Source organism: Streptomyces sp. NBC_01426 (assembly GCF_036231985.1).
Classification (GTDB): domain Bacteria; phylum Actinomycetota; class Actinomycetes; order Streptomycetales; family Streptomycetaceae; genus Streptomyces.
Map to the genome: position 1 here is coordinate 648,612 of NZ_CP109500.1, position 21,416 is coordinate 670,027.

16 protein-coding genes are annotated in these 21,416 nt (G+C 72.0%); 10 read left to right on the forward strand and 6 right to left on the reverse strand.

The features are described from left to right. Positions 1-12: 12 nt before the first annotated feature. The 3 genes from OG906_RS03160 to OG906_RS03170 all read right to left on the reverse strand — a co-directional run bounded on the left by OG906_RS03160 (position 13) and on the right by OG906_RS03170 (position 3,176). On the reverse strand, positions 13-510 hold the full coding sequence (locus OG906_RS03160) for a DUF4232 domain-containing protein (RefSeq protein ID WP_329439738.1): 498 nt from the start codon (positions 508-510) through the stop codon (positions 13-15). Positions 511-773: 263 nt separating this feature from the next. Further along, positions 774-2,111, reverse strand: coding sequence for a cyclopropane-fatty-acyl-phospholipid synthase family protein (locus tag OG906_RS03165; RefSeq protein ID WP_329439740.1), 1,338 nt, complete (start codon positions 2,109-2,111; stop codon positions 774-776). Between the two features lie 315 nt (positions 2,112-2,426). Further along, the gene (locus tag OG906_RS03170; RefSeq protein WP_329439742.1) at positions 2,427-3,176 is read right to left on the reverse strand and encodes an anti-sigma factor; all 750 of its coding nucleotides are present in this window, start codon (positions 3,174-3,176) and stop codon (positions 2,427-2,429) included. 232 nt (positions 3,177-3,408) lie between these two features. Here OG906_RS03170 and OG906_RS03175 point away from each other — a divergent pair, with 232 nt between their 5' ends. The 6 genes from OG906_RS03175 (at position 3,409) to sbnA (ending at position 13,815) form a co-directional block, all read left to right on the forward strand. Beyond that, positions 3,409-5,031 (forward strand): molybdopterin-dependent oxidoreductase, encoded by a 1,623-nt coding sequence (locus OG906_RS03175; RefSeq protein WP_329439744.1) that lies wholly within the window; start codon positions 3,409-3,411, stop codon positions 5,029-5,031. Positions 5,032-5,494: 463 nt separating this feature from the next. Then, positions 5,495-8,041: a Pls/PosA family non-ribosomal peptide synthetase gene (locus OG906_RS03180; RefSeq protein WP_329439746.1), complete on the forward strand. Its 2,547-nt coding sequence runs from the start codon at positions 5,495-5,497 to the stop codon at positions 8,039-8,041. Next, complete coding sequence (locus OG906_RS03185) at positions 8,041-10,665, forward strand: non-ribosomal peptide synthetase (protein WP_329439748.1); 2,625 nt, start codon at positions 8,041-8,043, stop codon at positions 10,663-10,665. The genes OG906_RS03180 and OG906_RS03185 overlap by 1 nt, the downstream gene beginning before the upstream one ends. Then, entirely contained in the window at positions 10,662-11,663 is a 1,002-nt protein-coding gene (locus OG906_RS03190) for a TauD/TfdA family dioxygenase (RefSeq protein WP_329439750.1), read from the forward strand. The genes OG906_RS03185 and OG906_RS03190 overlap by 4 nt, the downstream gene beginning before the upstream one ends. Next, a complete protein-coding gene (gene sbnB / locus OG906_RS03195; protein ID WP_329439752.1) occupies positions 11,660-12,817 on the forward strand; it encodes a 2,3-diaminopropionate biosynthesis protein SbnB in 1,158 nt (385 codons plus the stop codon). Before OG906_RS03190 ends, sbnB begins: the two co-directional genes overlap by 4 nt. An 11-nt stretch (positions 12,818-12,828) precedes the next feature. Further along, on the forward strand, positions 12,829-13,815 hold the full coding sequence (sbnA, locus tag OG906_RS03200) for a 2,3-diaminopropionate biosynthesis protein SbnA (protein ID WP_329439754.1): 987 nt from the start codon (positions 12,829-12,831) through the stop codon (positions 13,813-13,815). Positions 13,816-13,840: 25 nt separating this feature from the next. Here the strand turns inward: sbnA and OG906_RS03205 are convergent, their stop codons facing one another. Beyond that, entirely contained in the window at positions 13,841-15,046 is a 1,206-nt protein-coding gene (locus OG906_RS03205) for a serine hydrolase domain-containing protein (RefSeq protein ID WP_329439756.1), read from the reverse strand. Between the two features lie 490 nt (positions 15,047-15,536). On the opposite strand from OG906_RS03205, the gene OG906_RS03210 reads away from it, so the two are divergent. After that, on the forward strand, positions 15,537-15,851 hold the full coding sequence (locus tag OG906_RS03210; protein WP_329439757.1) for a DUF6225 family protein: 315 nt from the start codon (positions 15,537-15,539) through the stop codon (positions 15,849-15,851). Between the two features lie 71 nt (positions 15,852-15,922). Here OG906_RS03210 and OG906_RS03215 read toward each other — a convergent pair whose 3' ends face one another. Beyond that, positions 15,923-16,687: an SDR family NAD(P)-dependent oxidoreductase gene (locus tag OG906_RS03215; protein WP_329439760.1), complete on the reverse strand. Its 765-nt coding sequence runs from the start codon at positions 16,685-16,687 to the stop codon at positions 15,923-15,925. Positions 16,688-16,778: 91 nt separating this feature from the next. Continuing rightward, on the reverse strand, positions 16,779-17,363 hold the full coding sequence (locus tag OG906_RS03220; protein WP_329439762.1) for a TetR/AcrR family transcriptional regulator: 585 nt from the start codon (positions 17,361-17,363) through the stop codon (positions 16,779-16,781). Positions 17,364-17,571: 208 nt separating this feature from the next. On the opposite strand from OG906_RS03220, the gene OG906_RS03225 reads away from it, so the two are divergent. From OG906_RS03225 to OG906_RS03235, 3 genes are all read left to right on the forward strand, one after another. Next, positions 17,572-18,411: a YhjD/YihY/BrkB family envelope integrity protein gene (locus tag OG906_RS03225; protein ID WP_329439764.1), complete on the forward strand. Its 840-nt coding sequence runs from the start codon at positions 17,572-17,574 to the stop codon at positions 18,409-18,411. Next, entirely contained in the window at positions 18,408-19,787 is a 1,380-nt protein-coding gene (locus OG906_RS03230) for a hypothetical protein (protein WP_329439766.1), read from the forward strand. Before OG906_RS03225 ends, OG906_RS03230 begins: the two co-directional genes overlap by 4 nt. Positions 19,788-19,955: 168 nt before the next feature. Beyond that, the gene (locus tag OG906_RS03235) at positions 19,956-21,284 is read left to right on the forward strand and encodes a chloride channel protein (protein ID WP_329439768.1); all 1,329 of its coding nucleotides are present in this window, start codon (positions 19,956-19,958) and stop codon (positions 21,282-21,284) included. Positions 21,285-21,416: the final 132 nt, after the last annotated feature.

The window sequence follows — 21,416 nt, forward strand, 5'->3', positions numbered from 1 at the left end:
GCCGGCTCTACGTCAGGCCGCGCGGAAGGCGGTGGCGCGGACGCTGTTGCCGCAGATCGCGAAGTTGCCGCCGTCACTCGGGGCGATCTGGGTCTTGGTGCCGGCGACGCCGACGACCATCGTGGGTGCGGCGATCGGCTTGGCGCCGGAGGCGCAGTAGCCGTCGGCCTCGCCGAGGACCGGCGGGAAGGTGAGTTGGGACGCCGCCCGGCCGCCGACCGCGAGTTGTACGGGCTTCGCGCTGCCCGTCCGGGACACGCTGAGCGGCTTGTTCCGGTCGGGTGAGCCCTGGCCGGCGAGTGCGACGGTGGGGAAGCCCGCCAGCACGCACGCCTTGGGGCCCTTGTTGACGACGGTGACCCGCGCCTGACCGGTTCCCGAGGTCCCGCTGACCGTCAGTTGGCCGCCCTTGCACTGAGCGGCGGGAGCCCGCTGAGGCGTCGCCTGGTCGGCCGCCACGGCCGATCCGGCGCCGGCCAGCGCACCACCCGACAACACCAGGGCCGCCATGAGCGAACGGCAGGCCCGGGCACGGCTCCTCTTCTTCGCTGCGCATTTCATCGTTGGTTCTCCCGCGGTGTCAGGGAACGTCGTGCATGACCCCATCGACGGGGCTCCGCGGCCGGCGGACGGCGACATCATGGGCGTGCGGCCGGTGCACCGGGCGGTGAGACACCCGTCTCCCTCATCGTCCTCCGGGTCCCCCGGGGTGTCGACCGGGGCGCGGCAGGCCCCGGGGGACGCGGCGACTGGGCGGGGAGTCCCGCAGGGTGTCAGTGGGCGCCGCCCTCCGTGAGGAGGATGTGCCGTACGTCGAGGTAGCGGGAGCGGAACCCGGCCTCGGAGTAGGCGAGATACAGCTCCCACATGCGCTGGAAGACGTGGTCGAAGCCGAGTTCCGTCACCCGGGCGGTGTGGCCGGTGAACCGTTCGCGCCACAGCCTCAGGGTTTCGGCGTAGTGCTCGCCGAATCCGTGGTCGGCGGTGACGCTCAGGCCCGCCCGCGCCGCCTCGGTGCGGATGGCCTCGCGGGAGGGGATGAGGCCGCCGGGGAAGATGTACTTGCTGATCCAGGTGTGGCTCTGGGCGGTGGCGAGCATCCGGTCGTGGGCCATGGTGATGGCCTGGAGCGCGATGCGGCCTCCGGGGGCGAGTGCCTTGCGCAGCGTGTCGAAGTACGCGGGCCAGTACTCGGCGCCGACGGCCTCGATCATCTCGACGCTCACGATGGCGTCGTACTCGCCCCGGACGTCGCGGTAGTCACACAGTTCGACGCGGACGCGGTCGGTGTGGCCGGCGGCGTCGACGCGGCTGCGGGCGAGGTCGCGCTGCTCGGTGGAGAGCGTGATCGTCACGACGTCGGCGCCCCGGGCGGCGGCCCGCAGGGCGAGTTCGCCCCAGCCGGTGCCGATCTCCAGCAGGCGCGTCCCGGGGCCGACGGACGCGAGGTCGAGCAGGCGGTCGATCTTGCGGTGTTGGGCGTCCTCCAGCGATTCCTGCCGGGCCGGGAACGCGGTGAAGAGCGCCGAGGAGTAGGTCATGCTCGGGTCGAGGAAGAGTTCGAAGAGGTCGTTGGAGAGGTCGTAGTGCCGCTGGATGTTCCGGCGGGCGCCCACGGGGGTGTTGCGGTGTGCGTGGGGGCGGCGACGTATCCACGCGCGGCGCAGCTCGGCCAAGGGCGCGGGCACCAGTGCGTCGACGTGCGAGGCGAGCACGGTCAGGGCCCCGACGAGATCGTCGCTGTCCCATTCACCGGCCATGTAGGACTCGCCGAATCCGATGAGTCCGTCGGCGCCGATCCGGCGGTGGAAGGCGTCCGGGTCGTGCAGGACGAGCGAGGGTTCCCCTCCCCGCGGGGCGCGGGCGTCGCCCCCCGGGGAGGCGTCGCTCCTGAGGGTGAGGGGCATGCGATCGAACGCGCGACGCAACAGGGCCCTGGCCACGGCCGTGCGCGCGGCCGAGGCCGGTGGCAGGCGATGGACGTCCGGCCACAGGGAGGGTTCGCCCGGTCGCTGCTGCGGGGCGGGGGCCGCGATGGGGTGAGCGGGCGCGGGGTGAGCGGGCGCGGAGCCGCGGACGGAGGTGGTGGGGCGGGGCGTCGAGGTCGTCATGGGAGGCCTTCGCGGGTGCGGACGGATCGGGGTGGGGGCAAGTGCCGTGACGGGGCGGACGGGTGGAGGCCCCGCTGCCGCCGCCTCTTCACGTCGATGCACGGTTGCCCCCCTCACGACAGTCGACATGCCGTGTGCCACGGCCGGTTCACCCGTTCTTCGGAGGCCCGGGCGGAGCGGATTGGTACGGACGTCCCGCTTGTTGCGCGCGGGCGTCGCGTTCCGGTTGTCGCGTCCCGGTTGCCGTGTTCCGGTCGTTGTGTCCCCGCTGCCGCGTTCCGGTTGTCGTGCCGGTCCGCCCGGCCGAGGCGCGGGTCAGGCGGGGAGGCCGAGCAGGAGCAGCGGACTGCCGGTGGGGAGGGGGGAGCCGCCCGCGGGTTCCAGGGTGACGCCGACGGCGGTGGCCGCGCCGATGTCACCCGTCAGCAGGACGGCGCCGCTGTGGTCGAGGAGTCCGGCCGGCCGCATGGTGCCCCCGTCGGAGAACCAGAGTTGGTACGTCCTGCCCTGCGGGGGCGGGGGCAGCCGATCGGCGATCACGACGGCTCGGCCGCGTTCACGGGAGGTCACGAGCGTGGCGGAGGCCCCGGTGGCGAAGGCGCCGCGCACGGTGCGGGCGTCGGACGCGGTGATGACCGCGCTCAGGTCGCGGTTGCGGGAGTCCAGTCGCAGCGCCTGTTCGTGCACCTGCTCCGCCTGCCGGCCCTCCCACACCGTGATTCCCCCGAGGACGGCCGCGGCCGCGATGCCCGCGGCGATCCCGAAGCCCCAGGCCTTGCCCCGGGCGAGGGCGAAGGCCCCTGTGGGCGCGACGGGTTCGGGTACCCGTGGGGGAAGCCGGCGGACCGAGTCGATGCGCTGGAGCACCGCCTCCTTGAGGTGTTCGGGAGGGGTGTGCGCCACGGCCGTCGCGAGGCGACCGGCCGTGTCCAGGTAGCCGGGCAGTTCCGTTCGACACGCCTCGCAGTCCCGCAGGTGTCGGGTGAAGCGGTCGTGTTCGTCACCGGTGAGTGCGTCGAGGGCGTAGGCGCCGATGAGGGCGTGGAGCTCGTCGTCATGTTTCACGTGGTCACCCCCATGCGGTCGCTCGGTGGATACGTTTCGTCGGGTATCCGGTTCGTACTGGCGCGAAGACGGGAGGAAACGTCACTGCCGGGGCTCCCTCATCGAACCGTGTCCGGTCCGGCGTCTCGCTGCTTGTTCGTCGCCGGACCCCGCACGGATTGGCCGGAAACGGTGTGCATGCCCCGGACGGGGCATCCGTGTGCGGACCCATCCGGCGGAGCCACGGCCTCGAATGCAGGACGTGAGGATCTACCGAAGGACCGTCAAACGCGGCGCGCTCGCCGCAGCGAGCGGACTGCTCGCCGGCTACACGGCTCTGGCCGTGGGCGAGCTGGCCGCCTCCCTCGTACGGCCGCAGGCCGGCCCCGTCACCGTGGTCGGCGGAGCCGCCATCGACCGGACACCGGCCTGGCTCAAGGACTACGCGATCCGCACGTTCGGACAGAACGACAAGCTGGTGCTCCAGCTCGGGATCCTGGCCACCATCGGCCTCCTGGCCGCCCTGCTGGGACTGTTCGCCCTGCGCCGTCGACGTACGGGATCCGTGGGCATCCTGCTGTTCGGGCTCGTCGGCGCCGGCGCCGCGCTGACCCGGCCGGACTCGGCCGGAGTGGGCGACGTCCTGCCCTCGCTGCTGGGCGCCGTGGCGGGGGCGCTCGTCCTGTACGTACTGATCGGCAAGCTGAACGGGGCGGACGAGACCGCCTCCGCGGATCCGGGCGGCGACGGCCGGGCCGCCGGGGACGCCGCCGGGCCGGGCCCCGGATGGAACCGGCGCGGCTTCCTGATCGCGGCGGGCATCACCGCTCTGGCCTCCACCGGAGCGGGGGCCCTCGGCAGGGCGCTGACCGGCCGCAGCGGTCAGGGGGCGGCCGCCTCCCGGGCGGCCGTGCGGCTCCCCGCCCCGGCCTCGGCGGCCGCCGCGACCCCGGCCCGCGCGGCGCTGCGGATCCCCGGGATCAGCGCCTTCACCACCCCGAACAAAGACTTCTACCGCGTGGACACCGCTCTGGTCGTCCCCAAGGTGGACGCGGACACCTGGCGGTTGCGGATCCACGGCAAGGGCGTGCCCCGCCCGCGCACCTACACCTTCCAGGACCTGCTGGACCGACCGCTCATCGAGCGGAACATCACCTTGACGTGCGTGTCGAACGAGGTGGGCGGCCCGTACGTGGGCAACGCCCGCTGGCTCGGCGTACCCCTCGCCGACCTGTTGAGGGAGGCGGGGGTCAAGGCGCCGTCGAAGGGCGGCCCGGCCGATCAACTGGTGGCCCGCTCCGTGGACGGCATGACCCTGGGCACGCCGGTCGAGGATCTGCTGGACGGTCGGGACGCGATGCTCGCGGTCGGGATGAACGGCGAACCGTTGCCCTTCGACCACGGTTTCCCCGTCCGCATGGTCGTCCCGGGCCTGTACGGCTACGTGTCCGCCTGCAAGTGGCTCCAGGACATCGAGCTGACCACCTTCGACTCCTACGACCCGTACTGGGTCAAGCGGAAGTGGGCGCGGAAGGCACCGATCAAGACCCAGGCGCGCATCGACACGCCCAAGCCCTTCGCTCAGGCCGGGGCGGGCACCGTGATGGTCGCCGGTGTCGCCTGGGCCCAGCACCGGGGCATCGAGCGGGTCGAGGTCCGGGTCGACGACGGCCCGTGGCAGGAGGCACAGCTCGCCGAGCAGGACACCACCGACACCTGGCGCCAGTGGTCCTACCCGTGGAAGACCACGCCCGGTGGTCACAACCTCACCGTCCGCGCCACCGACGGCACCGGTCAGGTGCAGACCGAGCAGCGCGCCCGGACCATCCCCGACGGCGCCAGCGGCTGGCACAGCGTGTTCGTCACCGCCACCTGACCCCGCCTGACCCGCCCCACGCCCGCCAGGCCGTCGTTCGCCCGGCTGCACGCCGTGTCGGCCGTACGGCCCGCACCGCCCCCACGACCACCCGACCCGACACCGGGGCGGCCGACCACACCCTCGGCCGCCCCGGGTGTCGGCGCGCCACCCTCACCGCATCCGGCCCGGGCTCGCTGCCCGACGTGCGCGGGCGACCACGGAGCGTCCGATTTCGCCCCGTATTGACACAGAAACGCGCCAATTCCCGATGCGCACCATCTTTTCTCCCATCGGCATCGAATAAGGGTCATGACGTCGGGCTGTGGCCCGTACGGGGATCGGAGCCCGCGAAGACGGTCCGTCCCCGATGAGCCGGCCGAAGGTGCGATCCGCGTGACGCGGTCCACGGGAGCCCGATGAGCGCGCCGGCCGGATGCCATGAGCACCGGACCGTGGCCGTCGGAAACCGAGGGAGCCCACCATGACGGGAAGGCCCACCGAGGCGTTGACCCCCGATCGGGAGGACCGGGCGTCCGCCCGGGGCGATCCCCACGCCCCGCACGCCGCCGTCGAAGGGATGCTCGCCTCCATCCTGGCGGACGTCACGCACGTCGAGCGGGTGCCGGTGCGGAGCCACTTTTTCGACGAACTGGGCGCCGACTCGATGGTGATGGCGCACTTCTGCGCGCGGGTCCGCAAGTCCGAGGGCCTGCCGCCCGTGTCGATGAAGGACATCTACCGGAATCCGACGATCCGAAGCCTTGCGACGGCGCTCTCGGCGCCCGTTCCCGAGCCCCCCGGCGGGTCGATCGAGGCCGTCGAGCCGCTGCCGCCGGTGTTCCCTCCCCCGGTCGGCGTGCCGCGTCACCTGCTGTGCGGCGTGCTCCAGGTGCTGGCCTTCCTCGGCTACTCCTACCTCGTCGCCCTCGCGGGCGTCCTGGGGTACGAGTGGGTCTCCGCGGGGTCGGGAGCCGTCGAGGTGTACCTGCGGTCGGTGCTGTTCGGCCTGGTCGTCTTCGTGTGGCTGTGCGGCTTTCCGGTCCTGGTGAAGTGGGTCCTCATCGGCAGGTGGCGACCGTCCCAGGTCCGCGTCTGGAGCGTGCGCTACGTCCGCTTCTGGGTGGTCAAGACGCTCGTCCGGTCCGACCCGTTGGTGCTGTTCGTCGGCTCGCCGCTCTACGTCCTCTACCTCAGGGCGCTCGGGGCCAGGATCGGACCCGGTGTCGCGCTCTTCTCCCGGATCGTGCCCGTGTGCACGGACCTGCTGACCGTCGGCGCCGGAGCGGTGGTCCGCAAGGACGCCTACTTCACCTGCTACCGGGCCCATCGCGGTCTGATCCAGACGGGTCCGGTCACGCTCGGCGCGGACTCGGTGGTCGGCGACGCGAGCGTCCTGGACGTCGCGACCGCCGTGGGCGACCGGGCCCGGCTCGGCCACGCGTCCAGCCTGCACAGCGGGCAGACGATCCCGGCCGGCGCGCACTGGCACGGCTCCCCCGCGCAGCCGGCCCCGGTGGACTTCACGATGGTCGACCCGGCCGACTGCGGTACCTGGCGCAGGGCGCTGCACGGCGTCCTCCAGGTCCTGGCCGTGCTGCTCGTGTACCTGCCGCTGACGTTCGGCGGAGTGGGGCTCCTGCTGGCCGAGGCCCCGCAGCTCGCCTCGGTCCTGGCGCCGGGCCCCACCGCGCTCTCTTCCTGGACGTTCTACGTCGAGGCGCTGACCGCCTCGGTGGTGGTCTTCTTCGGGGCCGTTCCCCTGGGTCTCCTGGTGATCGCCGTCGTTCCCCGGCTGCTGAGCCGGACCCTCACCGCAGGCCGGGTGTACCGGCTGTACGGATTCCACCACGGGGTGCACCGGGTGATCACGCTGATGACCAACAGGCGTTTCCTGAACCGCCTCTTCGGCGACAGTTCCGCCGTCGTCCACTACCTGCGGTGGTGCCTCGGGTACGACCTCTCGCGCGTCGAGCAGACCGGCTCGAACTTCGGCACGGAGGTGAAGCAGGACTCCCCGTACCTCAGCTCCGTGGGCAGCGGAACCATGATCGCCGACGGTCTGTCGATCAACAACGCCGAGTACTCGGGGAGTTCGTTCCGCGTGTCCCGGGTCGCGATCGGCCCCCGCAACTTCCTCGGGAACCGGATCGCCTACCCCGCCCGGGGCAGGACGGGCGACAACTGCCTGCTCGCGACGAAGGTCATGGTGCCCGTCGACGGGGCGATCAGGGAGGGCGTGGGCCTGTTGGGTTCGCCGAGCTTCGAGATTCCCCGATCGGTGCTGCGGGACAGCGGCTTCGACGAGCTGCGGAGGGGTGCGGACCTGCGTCGCCTGCTGCCCGCCAAGAACCGGCACAACGCCGCCACCATGGCGTGGTACCTCGGTGTGCGGTGGCTGTACTTCTTCCTGGTCACCCTGCTCTTCGCGGTCGCGGCGGAACTCTACGACGTGCTCGGCGCGGTGGTGATCGCGCTGGCCAACGTGCTCGTGGTGCTCCTCGGCACGCTGTACTTCGTCCTCGTCGAGCGGGCCGTCACGGCGCTGCACTCCCCCGGCCCGCTGTTCTGCTCGATCTACGACGTCCGCTTCTGGCGGCGCGAACGGTACTGGAAGGTGCCGTCGGACGCGTACCTGCGGCTCTACAACGGCACTCCGTTCAAGGGCCCGCTGTGGCGTCTGCTGGGCGCGCGGATCGGCCGTGAACTCTTCGACGACGGCTGCGGTCTGAGCGAACGGCCGATGGTCACCATCGGGGACCACTGCACGCTCAACGCGGGCAGCGTGGTCCAGTGCCATTCGCAGGAGGACGGCGCCTTCAAGTCGGACACCACCACGCTCGGTTCGGACTGCACGGTGGGCGTCGGCGCCCTGGTGCACTACGGCGTGACGCTCGGCGACGGTGCGGCGCTCGCTCCCGATTCCTTCGTCATGAAGGGCGAGACGGTGCCGCGGTACGCGTACTGGGGTGGGAATCCGGCCCGACAGATCGGTCCGGACGACGACGGTCAGCAGCGGAGGTGGGAGTGATGGGAACGACGGAGAGGGCCGACGAGCGGTTCCCCGACCCCACGGAGACCGACCCTGCCACGGGCTCGGGCACCGACCCTGCCACGGACTCGGACTCGGACTCGGCGGGAGGGTTCACGACCGTCCCGCGATGGACCCGTGCACCCCTACCCGGCACGGCCGAGTACCGCGCGGTGATCCCCGACGCCCTCCTGGCCGCTCTCGACCACCTCGCCGACCACCTCGGCGTGAGCCCGGCGTCGGTGCTGACGGCCGCGCACCTCAAGGTCCTCGGCGCGCTGTCCGGGGAGTCCGAGGTCATCGGCGCCTGCGTCACCGTGCCGGGCGGCGCCCCACGGCCCTGCCGCCTGGCGCTCACGACCGATTCCTGGCGGACGCTGGTGCTCGACGTGCACCGGGCGCTGTCCGCCCTGCCCGGGCCGCCGGCCGGCCGCCGAGAGCCGTCCGTCGACTCCGCCGGCTCCACCACGCCCGGCCCGCACCTCCCCGGTTCCGCTCCCGTCGTCGTGTTCGATCCGTATGGTGAGGGCGACGGGCCCGCCGACCGCCCCGACGGCGGCGGCCCGGCCCTGGGGATGTCGGTGACGCACCGGGAAGACGGTCGGCGGGCGTGGCGTCTGCGTCACCGGACGGACGCGTACGACGAGGACTTCGCCGCACGGATCGTGGGATACCACCGCACCGCGCTGGAACGGCTCACCGCCGACCCGGACGCCGCACCGGGGCCACAGAGCCTCCTGGGCGCGGCCGAACTCCACCATCAGATCGAGGAACTCGCCGGACCCCGGCGGGACCTGCCGGAGCTGCGGGCCCACGAGGTCTTCGCGCAACAGGCCCGGGCGCACCCGAACGCGGTCGCCGTCGTGCGGGGCGGGCGGCAGTGGACGTACGGGGAACTCGACGCACGCGCCAACCGGCTGGCTCGCGCCCTGCTGGCCCAGGGCCTGCGCCCGGAGGACGTGGTGGCCGTGGTCGGTGAGCGCGACCTCGGCTGGACGGCCGCCGTGCTCGGGGTCCTCAAGGCGGGCGGTGTGTACCTGCCCGTCGAACCGCGCTTCCCGGCCGAACGCGTCGCCGCGATGCTCGGCCGGGCCGCGTGCCGGTTCGCACTGGTCGGGCCCGGTGACTCCGACCCGCTCGACCGGGCGTTGGCCTCGATGCCGGAGGTCAGGGTCCTGCCCGTCGAGGCGGCGGACGACGAGAGCCTGGATGCCACGGACCCCGGCGTGCACGTCCCCCCGGAGTCGGCGGCCTACATCTACTTCACCTCGGGTTCCACCGGCGAACCCAAGGGGGCGCTGTGCGAGCACGCCGGTCTGCTCAACCACCTCTACGCCAAGATCGACGACTTGGGGATCGACCGGGGAACGGTCGTCGCCCAGAGTGCGCCCCAGTGCTTCGACATCTCCCTGTGGCAACTGCTCGCCGCGCTGCTCACGGGTGGACGGACGCTGCTGGTCGAACACGAGGCCGTCCTGGACGTCCCGCGCTTCCTCGACACCCTTGTCCTCGGTCGGGTCAATGTGCTCCAGGTGGTGCCCTCCTACCTCGAAGCGGTCCTGTCGTGTCTGGAGCGCGCCCCCCGCGAACTGCCGGACCTGCGCCGCGTCTGCGTCACCGGCGAGGCGGTCAAGCGGGAACTCGTCCAGCGCTGGTTCGCCACCGGGCCCGGTGTACGGCTGGTCAACGCGTACGGGCTCACCGAGACCTCCGACGACACCAACCACCACGTCATGGACCGGGCACCGGACTCCGCTCGCGTCCCCCTCGGCCGGCCCGTGAACAACGTGCGCGTCTACGTCGTCGACGCCGACCTGTCGCCCGTGCCGCTCGGTGCTCCCGGCGAGATCGTGCTCTCGGGCGTCTGCGTGGGCCGCGGGTACGTCAACGACCCGGAGCGCACCCGGCTCGCCTTCGGCCGCGACCCGCACCGGCCGGGCAACCGCCTCTACCGCAGCGGCGACCACGGCCGCTGGCTGCCGGACGGTGCACTGGAGTTCCTCGGGCGCCGCGACCACCAGGTGAAGATCCGCGGTTTCCGCATCGAGGTGGACGAGATCGACAACGCCCTGCTGCGGGTGCCCGGGATCCGCGACGGTGCGGTGGTGGCCGCGGGGCGCCCGGGCCGCGGCCGGTACCTGGCGGCCTTCTACACGGGACGCGGCCCGCTCGCGGCGGCCGACGTGCGGGACCGGCTGAGCGCGAGGCTCCCCGCGTACATGGTGCCGTCGGTGATCCAGTGGCGTCCGGACCTGCCGCTCACCCCCAACGGAAAGATCGACAAGCGGGCCCTGATCGCCCTGGCGTCCGCACGCGACCCGGCGGTCGAGGACCGTCACCGGCCACCCGGCACCCCCACGGAACGGCGCATCGCCGCCGCCTGGGCCGGCGCGATGGGCATCCCGGCGGAGCGGATCGGCCGCCAGGACGGCTTCTTCGACCTCGGGGGCACTTCGCTGGCCGCCCTCAGGGTCGCCGTCTCCCTGGACCGGACGATCTCCCTCAAGGACCTGACCCGACACCCGGTACTGGCCGACCTGGCCCGGCTGGTCGAGAGCCGCACCGCGCGACCCGACCCGCCGGCCGAGCGGCGGCCCGACGCGATCGACAGGAGAATCCGATGACCGTCACCCTCCCGTCCACGCTCCTCGACACCCGCCCCCGACCGGACGAGCTCCCGATCCTCCGGGTCGAGACCGCCGACCCCGCCGGCTGGGTGGCCCTGCACCGGGACGCGCTGCGCGCGGCGACCGTGGACCACGGGGCCGTCCTGGTACGCGGTCTGGACATCGACGACGCGACGCGGGTCGGCGCGATCCTGCACCGGCTCGGTGCGCCGCCGGTGACCGAGAGGGAGGCCTTCGCGCCCCGCCACACGTACGCGGAAGGCGTCTACTCCTCGACGAAGTGGCCCACGAACCAACCCATGTGCATGCACCACGAACTCAGCTACGCCTACGCGTTCCCGTCGCTGATGCTCTTCGCATGCGTCCAGGCGCCCGAGGAGGGCGGGGCGACCACGGTGGCCGACTCGACGGCGGTCCTCGAAGCCCTGCCGAGCGAACTGACCGACCGGTTCGCACGCGAGGGGTGGATCCTCACCCGCAGCTACAACGACGAGATCGGAGCCTCCGTCGCGGAGGCCTTCGGCACCGAGGACCGGGACGTGATCGCACGCCACTGCCGGGACAACGCGATCGACTTCGACTGGCTGCCGGACGGCACGCTGCGCACCAGACAGCGTCGCAGCGCCGTGGTGCGCCATCCGATCGGCGGGCAGCGGTGCTGGTTCAACCAGATCGCCTTCCTGAACGAGTGGACGCTCGACCCCGAGATCCGCGAGTACCTCGTCGACGAGTACGGCGCCGACGGACTGCCCTTCAACACCCTTCACGGCAACGGCGAACCCCTCGCCGAGGACACCGTCCAACGGATCAACTCCGTGTACGAGGCCCACACCGTCCGCCGGCCCTGGCAGACAGGAGACCTGCTGCTGCTGGACAACCTCCGTACCTCTCACGCCAGGGAACCCTTCCGGGGTCCGAGGAACGTGGTCGTGGCCATGGCCGACCCGCTGCGGCTGCCGGACTGCGCGCCGACCATCGAGGTGACCGTCCCATGACCACCACCGCCCGCCCGCCCGCCACCCCGACGCAGGCACCGGCACAGGCGCCCGCACCGGCACCCGCCCCCGCACCGGCTCGTGCCCCGGACCCGGACGCGGTGCCCCGCCGGACCGCGTCGCCCGAGCCGCTCTCCGTCCCCCCGTTCGCCGTGATCCCGGGAGAACAGGTCCAGCGGGCCCTCCAGGGGCGCGAGGAACACCTGGTGAAGGTGGTCGAGGAGACGTACCGGTTGCACGGCGCCGGCCGATCGGTGAACCCGCCCTCCGCGTTCCTGCGCTTCACGGACCGCCCGTCGTCCCGGATGATCGCCCTGCCCGCCTCCATCGGCGGAGCGGAACCCGTGGACGGGCTCAAGTGGATCTCCAGCTTCCCGGGGAACGTGTCGGCCGACCTGCCCAGGGCCTCGGCCGTACTGATCCTCAACGACCCCGTCACGGGCTACCCGTTCGCCTGTCTGGAGAGCTCCATCATCAGCGCGAGCAGAACCGCGGCCTCCGCCGCCCTGGCCGCCGACTGGCTCACCCGCGGCCGGCCCCGGCCGCCGCGCGTCGGGTTCTTCGGCACGGGACTGATCGCGCGCTACGTGCACACGTTCCTGGCCGCCACCGGCTGGACCTTCGACGAGATCGGGATCCACGACCTCAGCGCCCGCAGTTGCGCGGGCTTCCGGCTCTACCTGGAACAGTCGGGCGCGCCGGGCCGGATCACCGTCCACGAAGACCCGGAGGATCTGGTCCGTCTCAGCGACCTGGTGGTCTTCGCGACCGTCGCCGACCGGCCGCACGTGGAGGACCCCGCGTGGTTCGCCCACGATCCGGTGGTGCTGCACATCTCGCTGCGCGACCTCGCGCCGCGGGTCCTGCTGGCCTCGACCAACATCGTGGACGACGTCGATCACTGTCTCAGGGCCGCCACGTCCCCGCACCTGACCGAACAGCTCACGGGCGACCGCCGTTTCATCCACGGGACGTTGGACGACGTGATGGCCGGTCGGGTGACGGTGGCCGGGGATCGACCGACCGTGTTCTCCCCGTTCGGCCTCGGCGTGCTCGACCTGGCCGTCGGCAAGTACGTCTACGACGAGGTGAGCCGATCCGGAGACCTCCAGGTCATCGATCGCTTCTTCCACGAAGTGCGAAGGTACGGATAGAGGAGACCATCGTGCACGTCATATCCGTTCCCCAGGACTTCAACGAGGAAGAGCTGTACGTGGACCTCCGACCCACCCTCGGATGCCCGCTGTTCCTGAAGTGCGAGGGCTTCAACTTCGCCGGCTCGGTCAAGTTGAAGGCCGCTGCCGAGATGGTGGAAACCGCCGAGCGAGAAGGAGTCCTGACCCCCGGTTCGACCCTTGTGGAGTCCTCGTCCGGAAACCTGGGCGTGGCGCTGAGCATGATCGCGGCGAGCAAGGGTTACCGGTTCGTCTGTGTGACCGACTCGCGCTGCAATCTGGCGACCCGGTTGATGATGGAGGCGCTGGGCAGTGAGGTCCATGTCATCACCGGCCACGAGGACAACGGCAGCTTCCTCACGGCACGGCTCGACTACGTACGCCGGCTGTGCGCGGAGGACCCGCGGTACGTGTGGCTCAGCCAGTACACCAATCCGGCCAACTGGCGGGCCCACTACAACCGGACGGCTCCGGCCATCGCCCGCGCCTTCCCCCGGCTGGACGTCCTGTTCGTGGGGGCCGGAACCACCGGCACCCTCATGGGCTGCGCCCGCTGGTTCAGCCAGTGGCACCGTCCGGTGACCGTCGTCGCCGTGGACAGCGTCGGATCCGTGACGTTCGGCGGAGCGCCGGGGCGCCGCATGATCCCCGGCCTGGGCATGAGCGTTCGCCCTCCGCTGCTCGACGAGTCCTTCGTGGACGAGGCGGTGTGCGTCGAGGAGAAGGAAACCATCCGCACCTGCCGTCTCCTCGCCCGACGGGGTTTCCTGTTCGGCGGCTCGACCGGCACGGTGGTCGGCGGCGCGACGCAGTGGCTGGCCCGGCACGACACCACGGGCCTGACCGCGGTCGCCATCGCCCCGGACCTCGGCGAGCGCTACCTCGACACGATCTACCAGACCAACTGGGTGGAGGGCCTCTTCGGCGAGGACACGGGACTCCAACTCCTCGGCCCCGACCCCCTCGACGCCCCGTAGAAGCCCCGGGCGGCACGTTCTCGTGTCAGTTGGCCTTGAGGGGGTGGGCGGGGGTGAGGGCTGCGGCGATGCGCTCGGCGATCTTCTCGGCCTGGTTGCCCTCGGGGCTCTTGGGGCCCTTCGTCGTCGAGACGGCGAGGGAGATCTGTTCGGCCGGCAGGTAGGCCTGGATCGCCGCGTAGCCCGAGAAGGACGGGTTCGTCAGGATCCAGCCGTTGATGACGAGGACGCCGAATCCGAAGTGTGTGGCGGGGGTGTTCGTCAGGCAGACCGTGGCCGGGCAGTCGGCCGTGGCGTGGCCCAGGCCGACCGTGCCCGGGTCGAGCTGGGTCTTGAAGGACTGCGCGGACAGCAGCGCGCCGGTGCCGAGGCCGCGGGCGGAGCGGGTCAGGTCGCAGATGTCGCCGGTGAGGACGGCGCCGCGGGCGGTGGTCCAGGACGGGTTCCAGAACGTGGATTCCTCGTACTTGCCGCGTTCGGAGGTGAAGGCGTGCAGGACGGGGGCCGGGATCTCGGGGGTGTACTGGTTGCTGGTCTGGTTCAGGCCGAGCGGGCCGAAGACGCGTTCGGTGAGCAGTCGCTGCAATGGCATGCCGCTGATCTTCTCCAGTGCTGCGCCGAGGAGCTGGAAGTTGGCGTGGGAGTAGCTCCAGTTGGTGCCGGGCTTGTAGAGGAGGGGCTGTGAGGTGGCGTACGCGTTCACGTCGTTCGCCGTCCACTCACGGAAGGGGGCGGCTTCGAGGGCGGCGAGGAACTTGGGGTCGGTGACGTAGTCGTGGAGGCCCGACGTGGAGGCGCCGAGCATCCGCAGGGTGATCTCCGAGCCGTGCGGAAGGTCGGGCAACCACCGGGAGACCGGATCGTCCAGTCCGACTTTGCCCTGCTCGACGAGTTGGAGCAGGACGGTCGCCATGTAGGCGATGCCCACGGATCCCGTGCGGAAGTGCATCGACGGGCGGGCGGGGACGCCCGTCATCGACTCGCCGAGGGCCGTGGTGAGCACGTCCTTGTCGCCGGAGGCGACGCTCAGGATCACCGAGTTCAGGTCGAACTCCCGCCGTGCCTGTTCGGCGATGTCGAGGACCTGGCGTGCTTGACCCTGGGCGGGGCCCGGCGAGGCGGCGCAGCCCTGCGGTGCGGTGGCGGTGGGGACCGAGGTGGCGGTCCCGGCCGGAACGACCGCGGCGAGCAGGCCGGCGAGGGAGAGCAATACCGTCCGAGTACGCCTCATCCTCACAGTGTGGGCGCGCACCCGAACGGGCGCATTCCGCCTGGAAACGCCCTGGTCGCGCACGGTCCGCGAAGGAATCGTACGGACAGGGGAGCGGCCGGCCGCCGCCTGGGGACCTGCCGTGCCGTCGCCCGGCGGATCCTGCGAGGGTGGGCGGGTGACGGAGATCGAGGGTGGCGGGCCGGACCCGTTCGGGCAGGTTGGCGGTGACAGCGGGGACGGCCGGCTGTACGCGTACCGGGTGCGCGGACGTGAACGCGGCGCGGTGGTGCTGTGGGTCGGCGGGCGGGGCGGCCCGGTGGTCGTGAACCCGCTCGCGCATCCCCCCCCCGGACCCGGGCGGTCGTCCGCGGTGCGGCGGCCACTCCCGGGGCCGGGTGAGTCGTACGCCCGCCACCCTGCGCGCCCGCCCGACCGGGAGGGCGCACCGCCCGGAGGGCTCGGCGCGGCGGTACCGGGGGCGCCGCGGCGGCGCCACTACCCTCGGCTCATGGCAGACACCTTCGAGCACACACCTCAGGTCTGGACCGCCGGGCGCCTCCGGTCCGTTCTCGCGGGACTCCCCGACGACACCCCGATCCACGTCGGCGTGGCGGACGCCCCGGGCGACTTCGACGCCTACGGCGAGTTCGTCCTGGTCGACGCCGAGCCCGTGGAGGTGGACCTCACGGACCTCACCGACTCCTCGTACTCCGCCGACTCCTCGGCCTCGGGCCTCTCCCGGGGCGGCGACGCGGCTCCCGAGGTGCGGTTCACCCTCTTCGCCGACGCCAAGGCGGGTGTGTACCACCTCGACGTGGACTGACCCCGTCGCGCGCACTCCCCCAACCGCCCCGCCAGGTACGAAGCACCCCACCCGGCGGGGCTCTGCGCAGCTCAGGCGGAGGCGCCGCCGTCGATCACCAGGTCGGCGCCGACCACGGTGGCGGCGTCCGGCGAGGCCAGGTACAGCACGGCTGCCGCGATCTCCTCGGTGGAGGACACCCGGCCCAGGGGCGACTCGTCCTTCATGCGCAGCGAGCGGCCCTCGTCGCTCTCGCCCGGCCGCAGGGACATCCCGGTGGCCGACGGGCCGGGGCTGACCGCGTTGACGCGCACCCCGTCGGCGATGTGGTCCAGTGCGGCGGCGCGGGTCAGGGCGGAGACGGCGGCCTTGGTCGCGATGTAGCCCGCCGCTCCCTGGATGCGGGTGTGTGCGCCCAGGTTGGAGGAGATGTTGACGATCGCCCCGCCGGTGGGCTGACGACGCATCTGCGCGACCTCGGCCTGGAGGCCGAGCAGCACACCGGTCACGTTCACGTCGAGCATCGTGCGCCACTCCTCCTCGGGCAGGTCGGCGACGGGCGCGCCGCCCCGGAAGACGCCCGCGTTGTTGACGGCCACGTCGAGGCCGCCGAAGCGTTCGACCGCACGGTCGACCAGGGCCCGTACGTCCTCGGAGCGGGTCACGTCCGCGGTGACCGCGACAGCGGTGCCCCCCTCCTTCTCGATGAGCGCGACCGTCTCCTCCAACGAGGCCGCCGTGCGGCCGGCCGCGACCACGGCGGCCCCTTCGGCGGCGAAGGCGAGGGCGACGGTCCGGCCTATGCCGGAACCGGCGCCGGTGACGAGCACGGTCTTTCCGGTGAAGCGTGTGGACATGGGAGTGAGGCTCCTTGTCGAGTGATCGGATGGTTGTTTTTTGACCGAACGTTCCAGAATGAGGGCAAGGGGAAACCCCGCCGGGGGGCTCTCAGTCGAGCAACTCCAGCGCCTGCTCGGCCGCGTCGCGCACCCGGGCGGGATCGCCGGAGGCCTTGCCGACGACGCGCAGGCCCTGCATCAGCACCAGGAGCATCCGCGCGAGCGCGCGCGGGTCACGTCCTTCGGGCAGCTCGCCCTGGGCGCGGGCCCGCGTGAGCGCCGAGTGCAGCAGGGTCTCGACGTGGTTCCAGCTCGCCTCGACCCGGCGGGCGGCCCCCGCGTCGTGCGCCCCCAGCTCGGCGGCGGTATTGGTGATGAAGCATCCGTCGAGGCGCCCGTCGTCGGAACCGGCCTCGTGGGCGAAGCGGCGTACGACCGCGCGCACGGCCGGCAAAGCCGGTCCCGGCTGGGACAGTTCGGTCAGGAGTCCCGGGTCACGGTGCTCCGCGTACCGGTCCAACGCCTTCATGTACAGGGTGTGCTTGTTCCCGAAGGTGGCGTAGATGCTGGCCCGCCCGACGCCGAGGTGTTCGACGAGGTCCGCCATCGACGTCGCCTCGTAGCCGCGCCGCCAGAACAGCTCCAGAGCTGCCTGCAACGCGGCGTCCGGATCGAATTCCTTGGTTCTGGCCACGTCGGGGAGCCTAGATCATTCTGAAATGATCGGTCAAGTATGGTCCATCCGGCTCGCTTTGTACGGGGAGGTACCCGGAGGGTGCGCCGGCTTCGTGCCCCCGACCCGTCCGGCCACTCATTCGGCCCAGCAGAGCGCGCCCTCCCCCGCTGCCGGCGCTTGACTGGCTGTCGGGGTCGGCTCGCCCTGCGGCGTGATGGGAGGTGTCATGTCGTGGAAGGAACGACTGCGTGGCCTGCACGCCCGGATCGAGGGACGGTTCCCCGTCGTCACCGAACTGACGGGCCGCCTCCTGTCGACGAACCTCCTGGACGGGGCGACCCGGCTCGCTTCCCAGGCCTTCCTGGCGTCCGTGCCGCTCCTGTTCGCCGTGGCCGCCTTCGCACCCCAGGGTGTACGCGATCAGTTGCGGGAGTCGTTGCGGACCATGTTCGGCCTGACCGGCCAGGCCGACGCGCAACTCCAGAAGGTGTTGGGCTCCTCCACCGGCAAGAACCTCCGCGAGACCACGGGCGTCGTCGGCCTGCTGATGGCCCTGATCTCGGCCACCAGTTTCAGCCGGGCCATGGCCAGGGTCTGCGAACGCGCCTGGCAACTGCCGAAGTCGCGTACCCGGATCGCCGCCTGGCGCTGGTTCGCCTGGCTCCTCGCCCTGCTGCTCGTGGTCTTCATGGAGGGGCCGATCCGAGAGGGGTTCGGGGCGGGCCTGTGGATCGGCATCCCCCTGACCTTCCTCCTCGGCGTCGGCGTGTGGATGTGGACCCAGCACCTGTTCCTCGCCGGCCGGATCGGCTGGACGGCCCTGCTGCCCGGCGCCGTACTCGCCTCGATCGCCACGACCGTGCTGTCGCTGAGCGCCACCCTGTACATGCCGGCCGCCCTGAACCGGGCGCTGAACGAGTACGGCTCCCTCGGACTGGTGCTGACCCTCCTGTCCTGGCTCATCGCGATCTGCGCCGCCGTCACGTTCGCCGTGACCATCGGCGCGGTCCTGGCGCAGGAGCCGCCGCTGAATCGCTTTCTCACGACCGATCGGAGAACTCCGTGACGCACGCCCAGGACGCGGAAGTCGCCCGCTTGCGGGCCCAGGTGGCGGAGTTGTCCCGTCCGCACCGGAAACTGCGTTCCACCCTGTCCGCCATCCTCATGGTGCTCGTCCTCGTCCTCACTCCCCTGGCCGTCGTCGCCTCATGGACGTCCTCCCTGCTGGGCGACACCGACCGCTATGTCGCCACCATGGGCCCGCTCGTCGACGACCGGGCCGTCCAGGAGGCCGTGGGCGCTCGCGCGGCGCAGGCCGTGACCAAGCACCTGGACCTGGACACGCTGCTTCAGGAGGCGGCGCCGGAGGACCGGCCGATGCTCTCGAAGGCCCTGGGCAAACTGGGGTCGCCGATCGAGGGCGCCGTGGCGAGTTTCGTCGGCAAGGAGGCCACGAACGTCGTCGCCAGTTCCTGGTTCCAGACCTTCTGGACGGACGCCAACCGGCGCATCCACGCCGCCATGGTCAAGGCGCTCACGGGAGAGGGCGGCGGCGCCGTGAAGTTGACCGACGACGCCGTGACCATCGACCTCGCCCCGGTGATCGACCAGCTGAAGCAGCGACTGGTCGACGCCGGTCTCGGCGTCGCGGCGAAGGTCCCGGAGATCCACACCGATTTCACCGTCGTCCAGTCGAAGGACGTCAAGAAGGCCCAGACCGGCTTCCGGCTGCTACAGATCCTCGGTACCTGGCTGGCCGTGGTCGTGGTGCTGATCGCCGCCCTGGCCGTGTGGCTGGCCCGGCGCCGCCGGCGGGCGCTGACGACCGTCGCCCTGCTGATCGCCGCCGGCGCGCTGCTGCTGGGCCTGGGCCTGGTGATCGCCCGGGCCCTGTACCTGGACAAGCTGCCCGCGGGGGTCTCCGCCGACGCGGCGGCCGCCGTGTTCGACCAGCTCGTGCGCTTCCTGCGGACCGCCGTGCGGTCGGTCGCCGTGCTCGGTGTGGCGGTCGCCCTGGGGGCCTGGCTCAGCGGCCCCGGTCGCCGCGCCGCCCAGGTGCGCCACCTGTGGTCGGCGGGGATCGACGCCACGCGGGGAGCCGCCGAACAGATGGGGATGCGGCTGGGCCCGGTCGGGCCCTTCGTACACCGCTGGAAGCGCCGGCTGGTCCAGGCGGTCCTGGCGGTGGGCGCCCTGACGCTCGCCTTGTGGTCCTATCCCACCGGATGGGTCGTCGTCGGCATCGTCCTGGCGGTCCTGTTCGCCATCACGGTGATCGAGTTCCTCGACACGCGGCCGGTGTCCCCCGCGCATCGCGAGGCGGCGGGACGGACGGGACCTGGGGGACCTGCGGGACCGGCGGAGGCACCGGGAGCACCGGGAGCACCGGGAGCACCGGGAGCACCGGGAGCACCGGGAGCACCGGGAGCACCGGGAGCTTAGGGATGCGTACGGTGGCGCGCCGGCGGAGCAGGCACGAGGCGAGTGGACCGGTCGGTGGGCCGGTGAGCCTCACCCGTCCGGCCCGCCTGCCCTGCGGATGCCGTCGGGTGGACCGAACCTGATGGGGACCGTCACCGGCAGTGGCTACACGGAGGGGGCTCGGCAGTCTTGACAGAGTCGCAGCGACAACCGACCCTCCGTCAGGCCCTCACCGCACCGGGGACGATACGACTGCTCCTGGCGTCCGCGCTCGTCGGCATCCCCGTCTCGCTGATCGCCTTCGGCTTCATCAGCCTCGAACACAAGCTCCAGCACTGGGTGTGGGAGTCCGCGCCCGAGGCACTCGGCTATGTCGTGTCACCGTGGTGGTGGGGCCTGCCCACGCTGGCCCTCGCCGGACTGCTGGCCGCGCCCGTCATCACCAGGATGGCCGGCGCGGGTGGTCACGTACCCGTCTTCGGAATCGGCGGGGCGACGACCACGCCCCGCGAGCTGCCGAGCGTCGCCCTGGCCGCGCTGGTCTGTCTCCCCCTCGGTGTGATCCTCGGACCCGAGGCCCCCCTCATGGCACTGGGCAGCGGCATCGCGCTGATCTGCATCCGTGCCACACAGCGCGCCGCCCAGCCCCAATTGACGGCGGTGCTCGGCATGGCGGGTTCCACCGCCGCCATCAGCACCATCTTCGGCAGCCCGCTCATCCCGGCCGTGATGGTGCTGGAGGCCGCCGGGCTCGGCGGCGTACGGCTGGTCGTACTGATCCTGCCCGCCCTGGTCGCCAGCGGGGTCGGCGCCCTGGTGTTCACCGGATTCGGGCACTGGACCGGGCTCAGCATCGGTTCGCTGGCCCTCCCGTACAAGCCGCCCACGGGGCTGCTGGACGCCGCCGACTTCCTGTGGGGCATCCCCATGGCCGCCCTGATCGGGGCGCTCGTCGCCGCCGGAAAGCTCCTCGGTCTGCGGACCCACCGGTGGGTGGGTGTCTCCGCGGTCCGGATCATCCTGTGCGCCCTGGCCGTCGGCGTCTCCATCACCGCCTACGCCCTGGCCACCGGGCGTTCCCCGGGCGAGGTGGCGCTGTCCGGCCAAATCGTGATCGGTGCGCTGGCGGCCGACCCGGGGGCCTGGGCGGTGGGCTCGCTGGTGGCCCTGGCCGTGTTCAAGCTGATCGGCTGGGGCATCGCGCTGGGCAGCCTCCGCGGCGGTCCCATCTTCCCGGCCATCACCATCGGGGCCGCGGTCGGCATCGCCTGCGGCAGCCTTCCCGGCTTCGGCATGGCCCCCGCCCTGGCCGCCGGCATCTGCGCGGCGGGAGTCGCGGCCACCCGCCTGCCGGTCACCGGCGTCGTGCTGGCCGCCGCCCTGCTCGGCAAGGACGCGGCCACGCTGATGCCGCTGATGGTGATCAGCTCGGTCACGGCGTTGCTCATCGAGGTCATGCTGGACCGCCCGCGGGCGTCCGGTGTGGAGATCGACGTGGGCGGCGCCAAGACCGGATGAGGATCCGGCCGCCGCGCCGCGGACCGCCGGCCGGCGACGACGGTCTCCGGCCCTGCGGCGGGTGTCCGGTGTCAGCCCGCAGGCGCCGAGGACGACGCGGAGACCGGCGCCGGCCGCGGCTCCGGTGCGACG

Bases quoted from the DNA above. Each gene is read 5' to 3' on its own strand.
- OG906_RS03175 (WP_329439744.1), top strand. From the start codon at position 3,409: ATGCAGGACGTGAGGATCTACCGAAGGACCGTCAAACGCGGCGCGCTC.
- sbnB (WP_329439752.1), top strand. From the start codon at position 11,660: ATGACCACCACCGCCCGCCCGCCCGCCACCCCGACGCAGGCACCGGCA.
- OG906_RS03185 (WP_329439748.1), top strand. From the start codon at position 8,041: ATGGGAACGACGGAGAGGGCCGACGAGCGGTTCCCCGACCCCACGGAG.
- OG906_RS03210 (WP_329439757.1), top strand. From the start codon at position 15,537: ATGGCAGACACCTTCGAGCACACACCTCAGGTCTGGACCGCCGGGCGC.
- OG906_RS03190 (WP_329439750.1), top strand. From the start codon at position 10,662: ATGACCGTCACCCTCCCGTCCACGCTCCTCGACACCCGCCCCCGACCG.
- OG906_RS03165 (WP_329439740.1), bottom strand. From the start codon at position 2,111: ATGACGACCTCGACGCCCCGCCCCACCACCTCCGTCCGCGGCTCCGCG.
- OG906_RS03180 (WP_329439746.1), top strand. From the start codon at position 5,495: ATGACGGGAAGGCCCACCGAGGCGTTGACCCCCGATCGGGAGGACCGG.
- OG906_RS03160 (WP_329439738.1), bottom strand. From the start codon at position 510: ATGGCGGCCCTGGTGTTGTCGGGTGGTGCGCTGGCCGGCGCCGGATCG.
- OG906_RS03205 (WP_329439756.1), bottom strand. From the start codon at position 15,046: ATGAGGCGTACTCGGACGGTATTGCTCTCCCTCGCCGGCCTGCTCGCC.
- OG906_RS03215 (WP_329439760.1), bottom strand. From the start codon at position 16,687: ATGTCCACACGCTTCACCGGAAAGACCGTGCTCGTCACCGGCGCCGGT.
- OG906_RS03225 (WP_329439764.1), top strand. From the start codon at position 17,572: ATGTCGTGGAAGGAACGACTGCGTGGCCTGCACGCCCGGATCGAGGGA.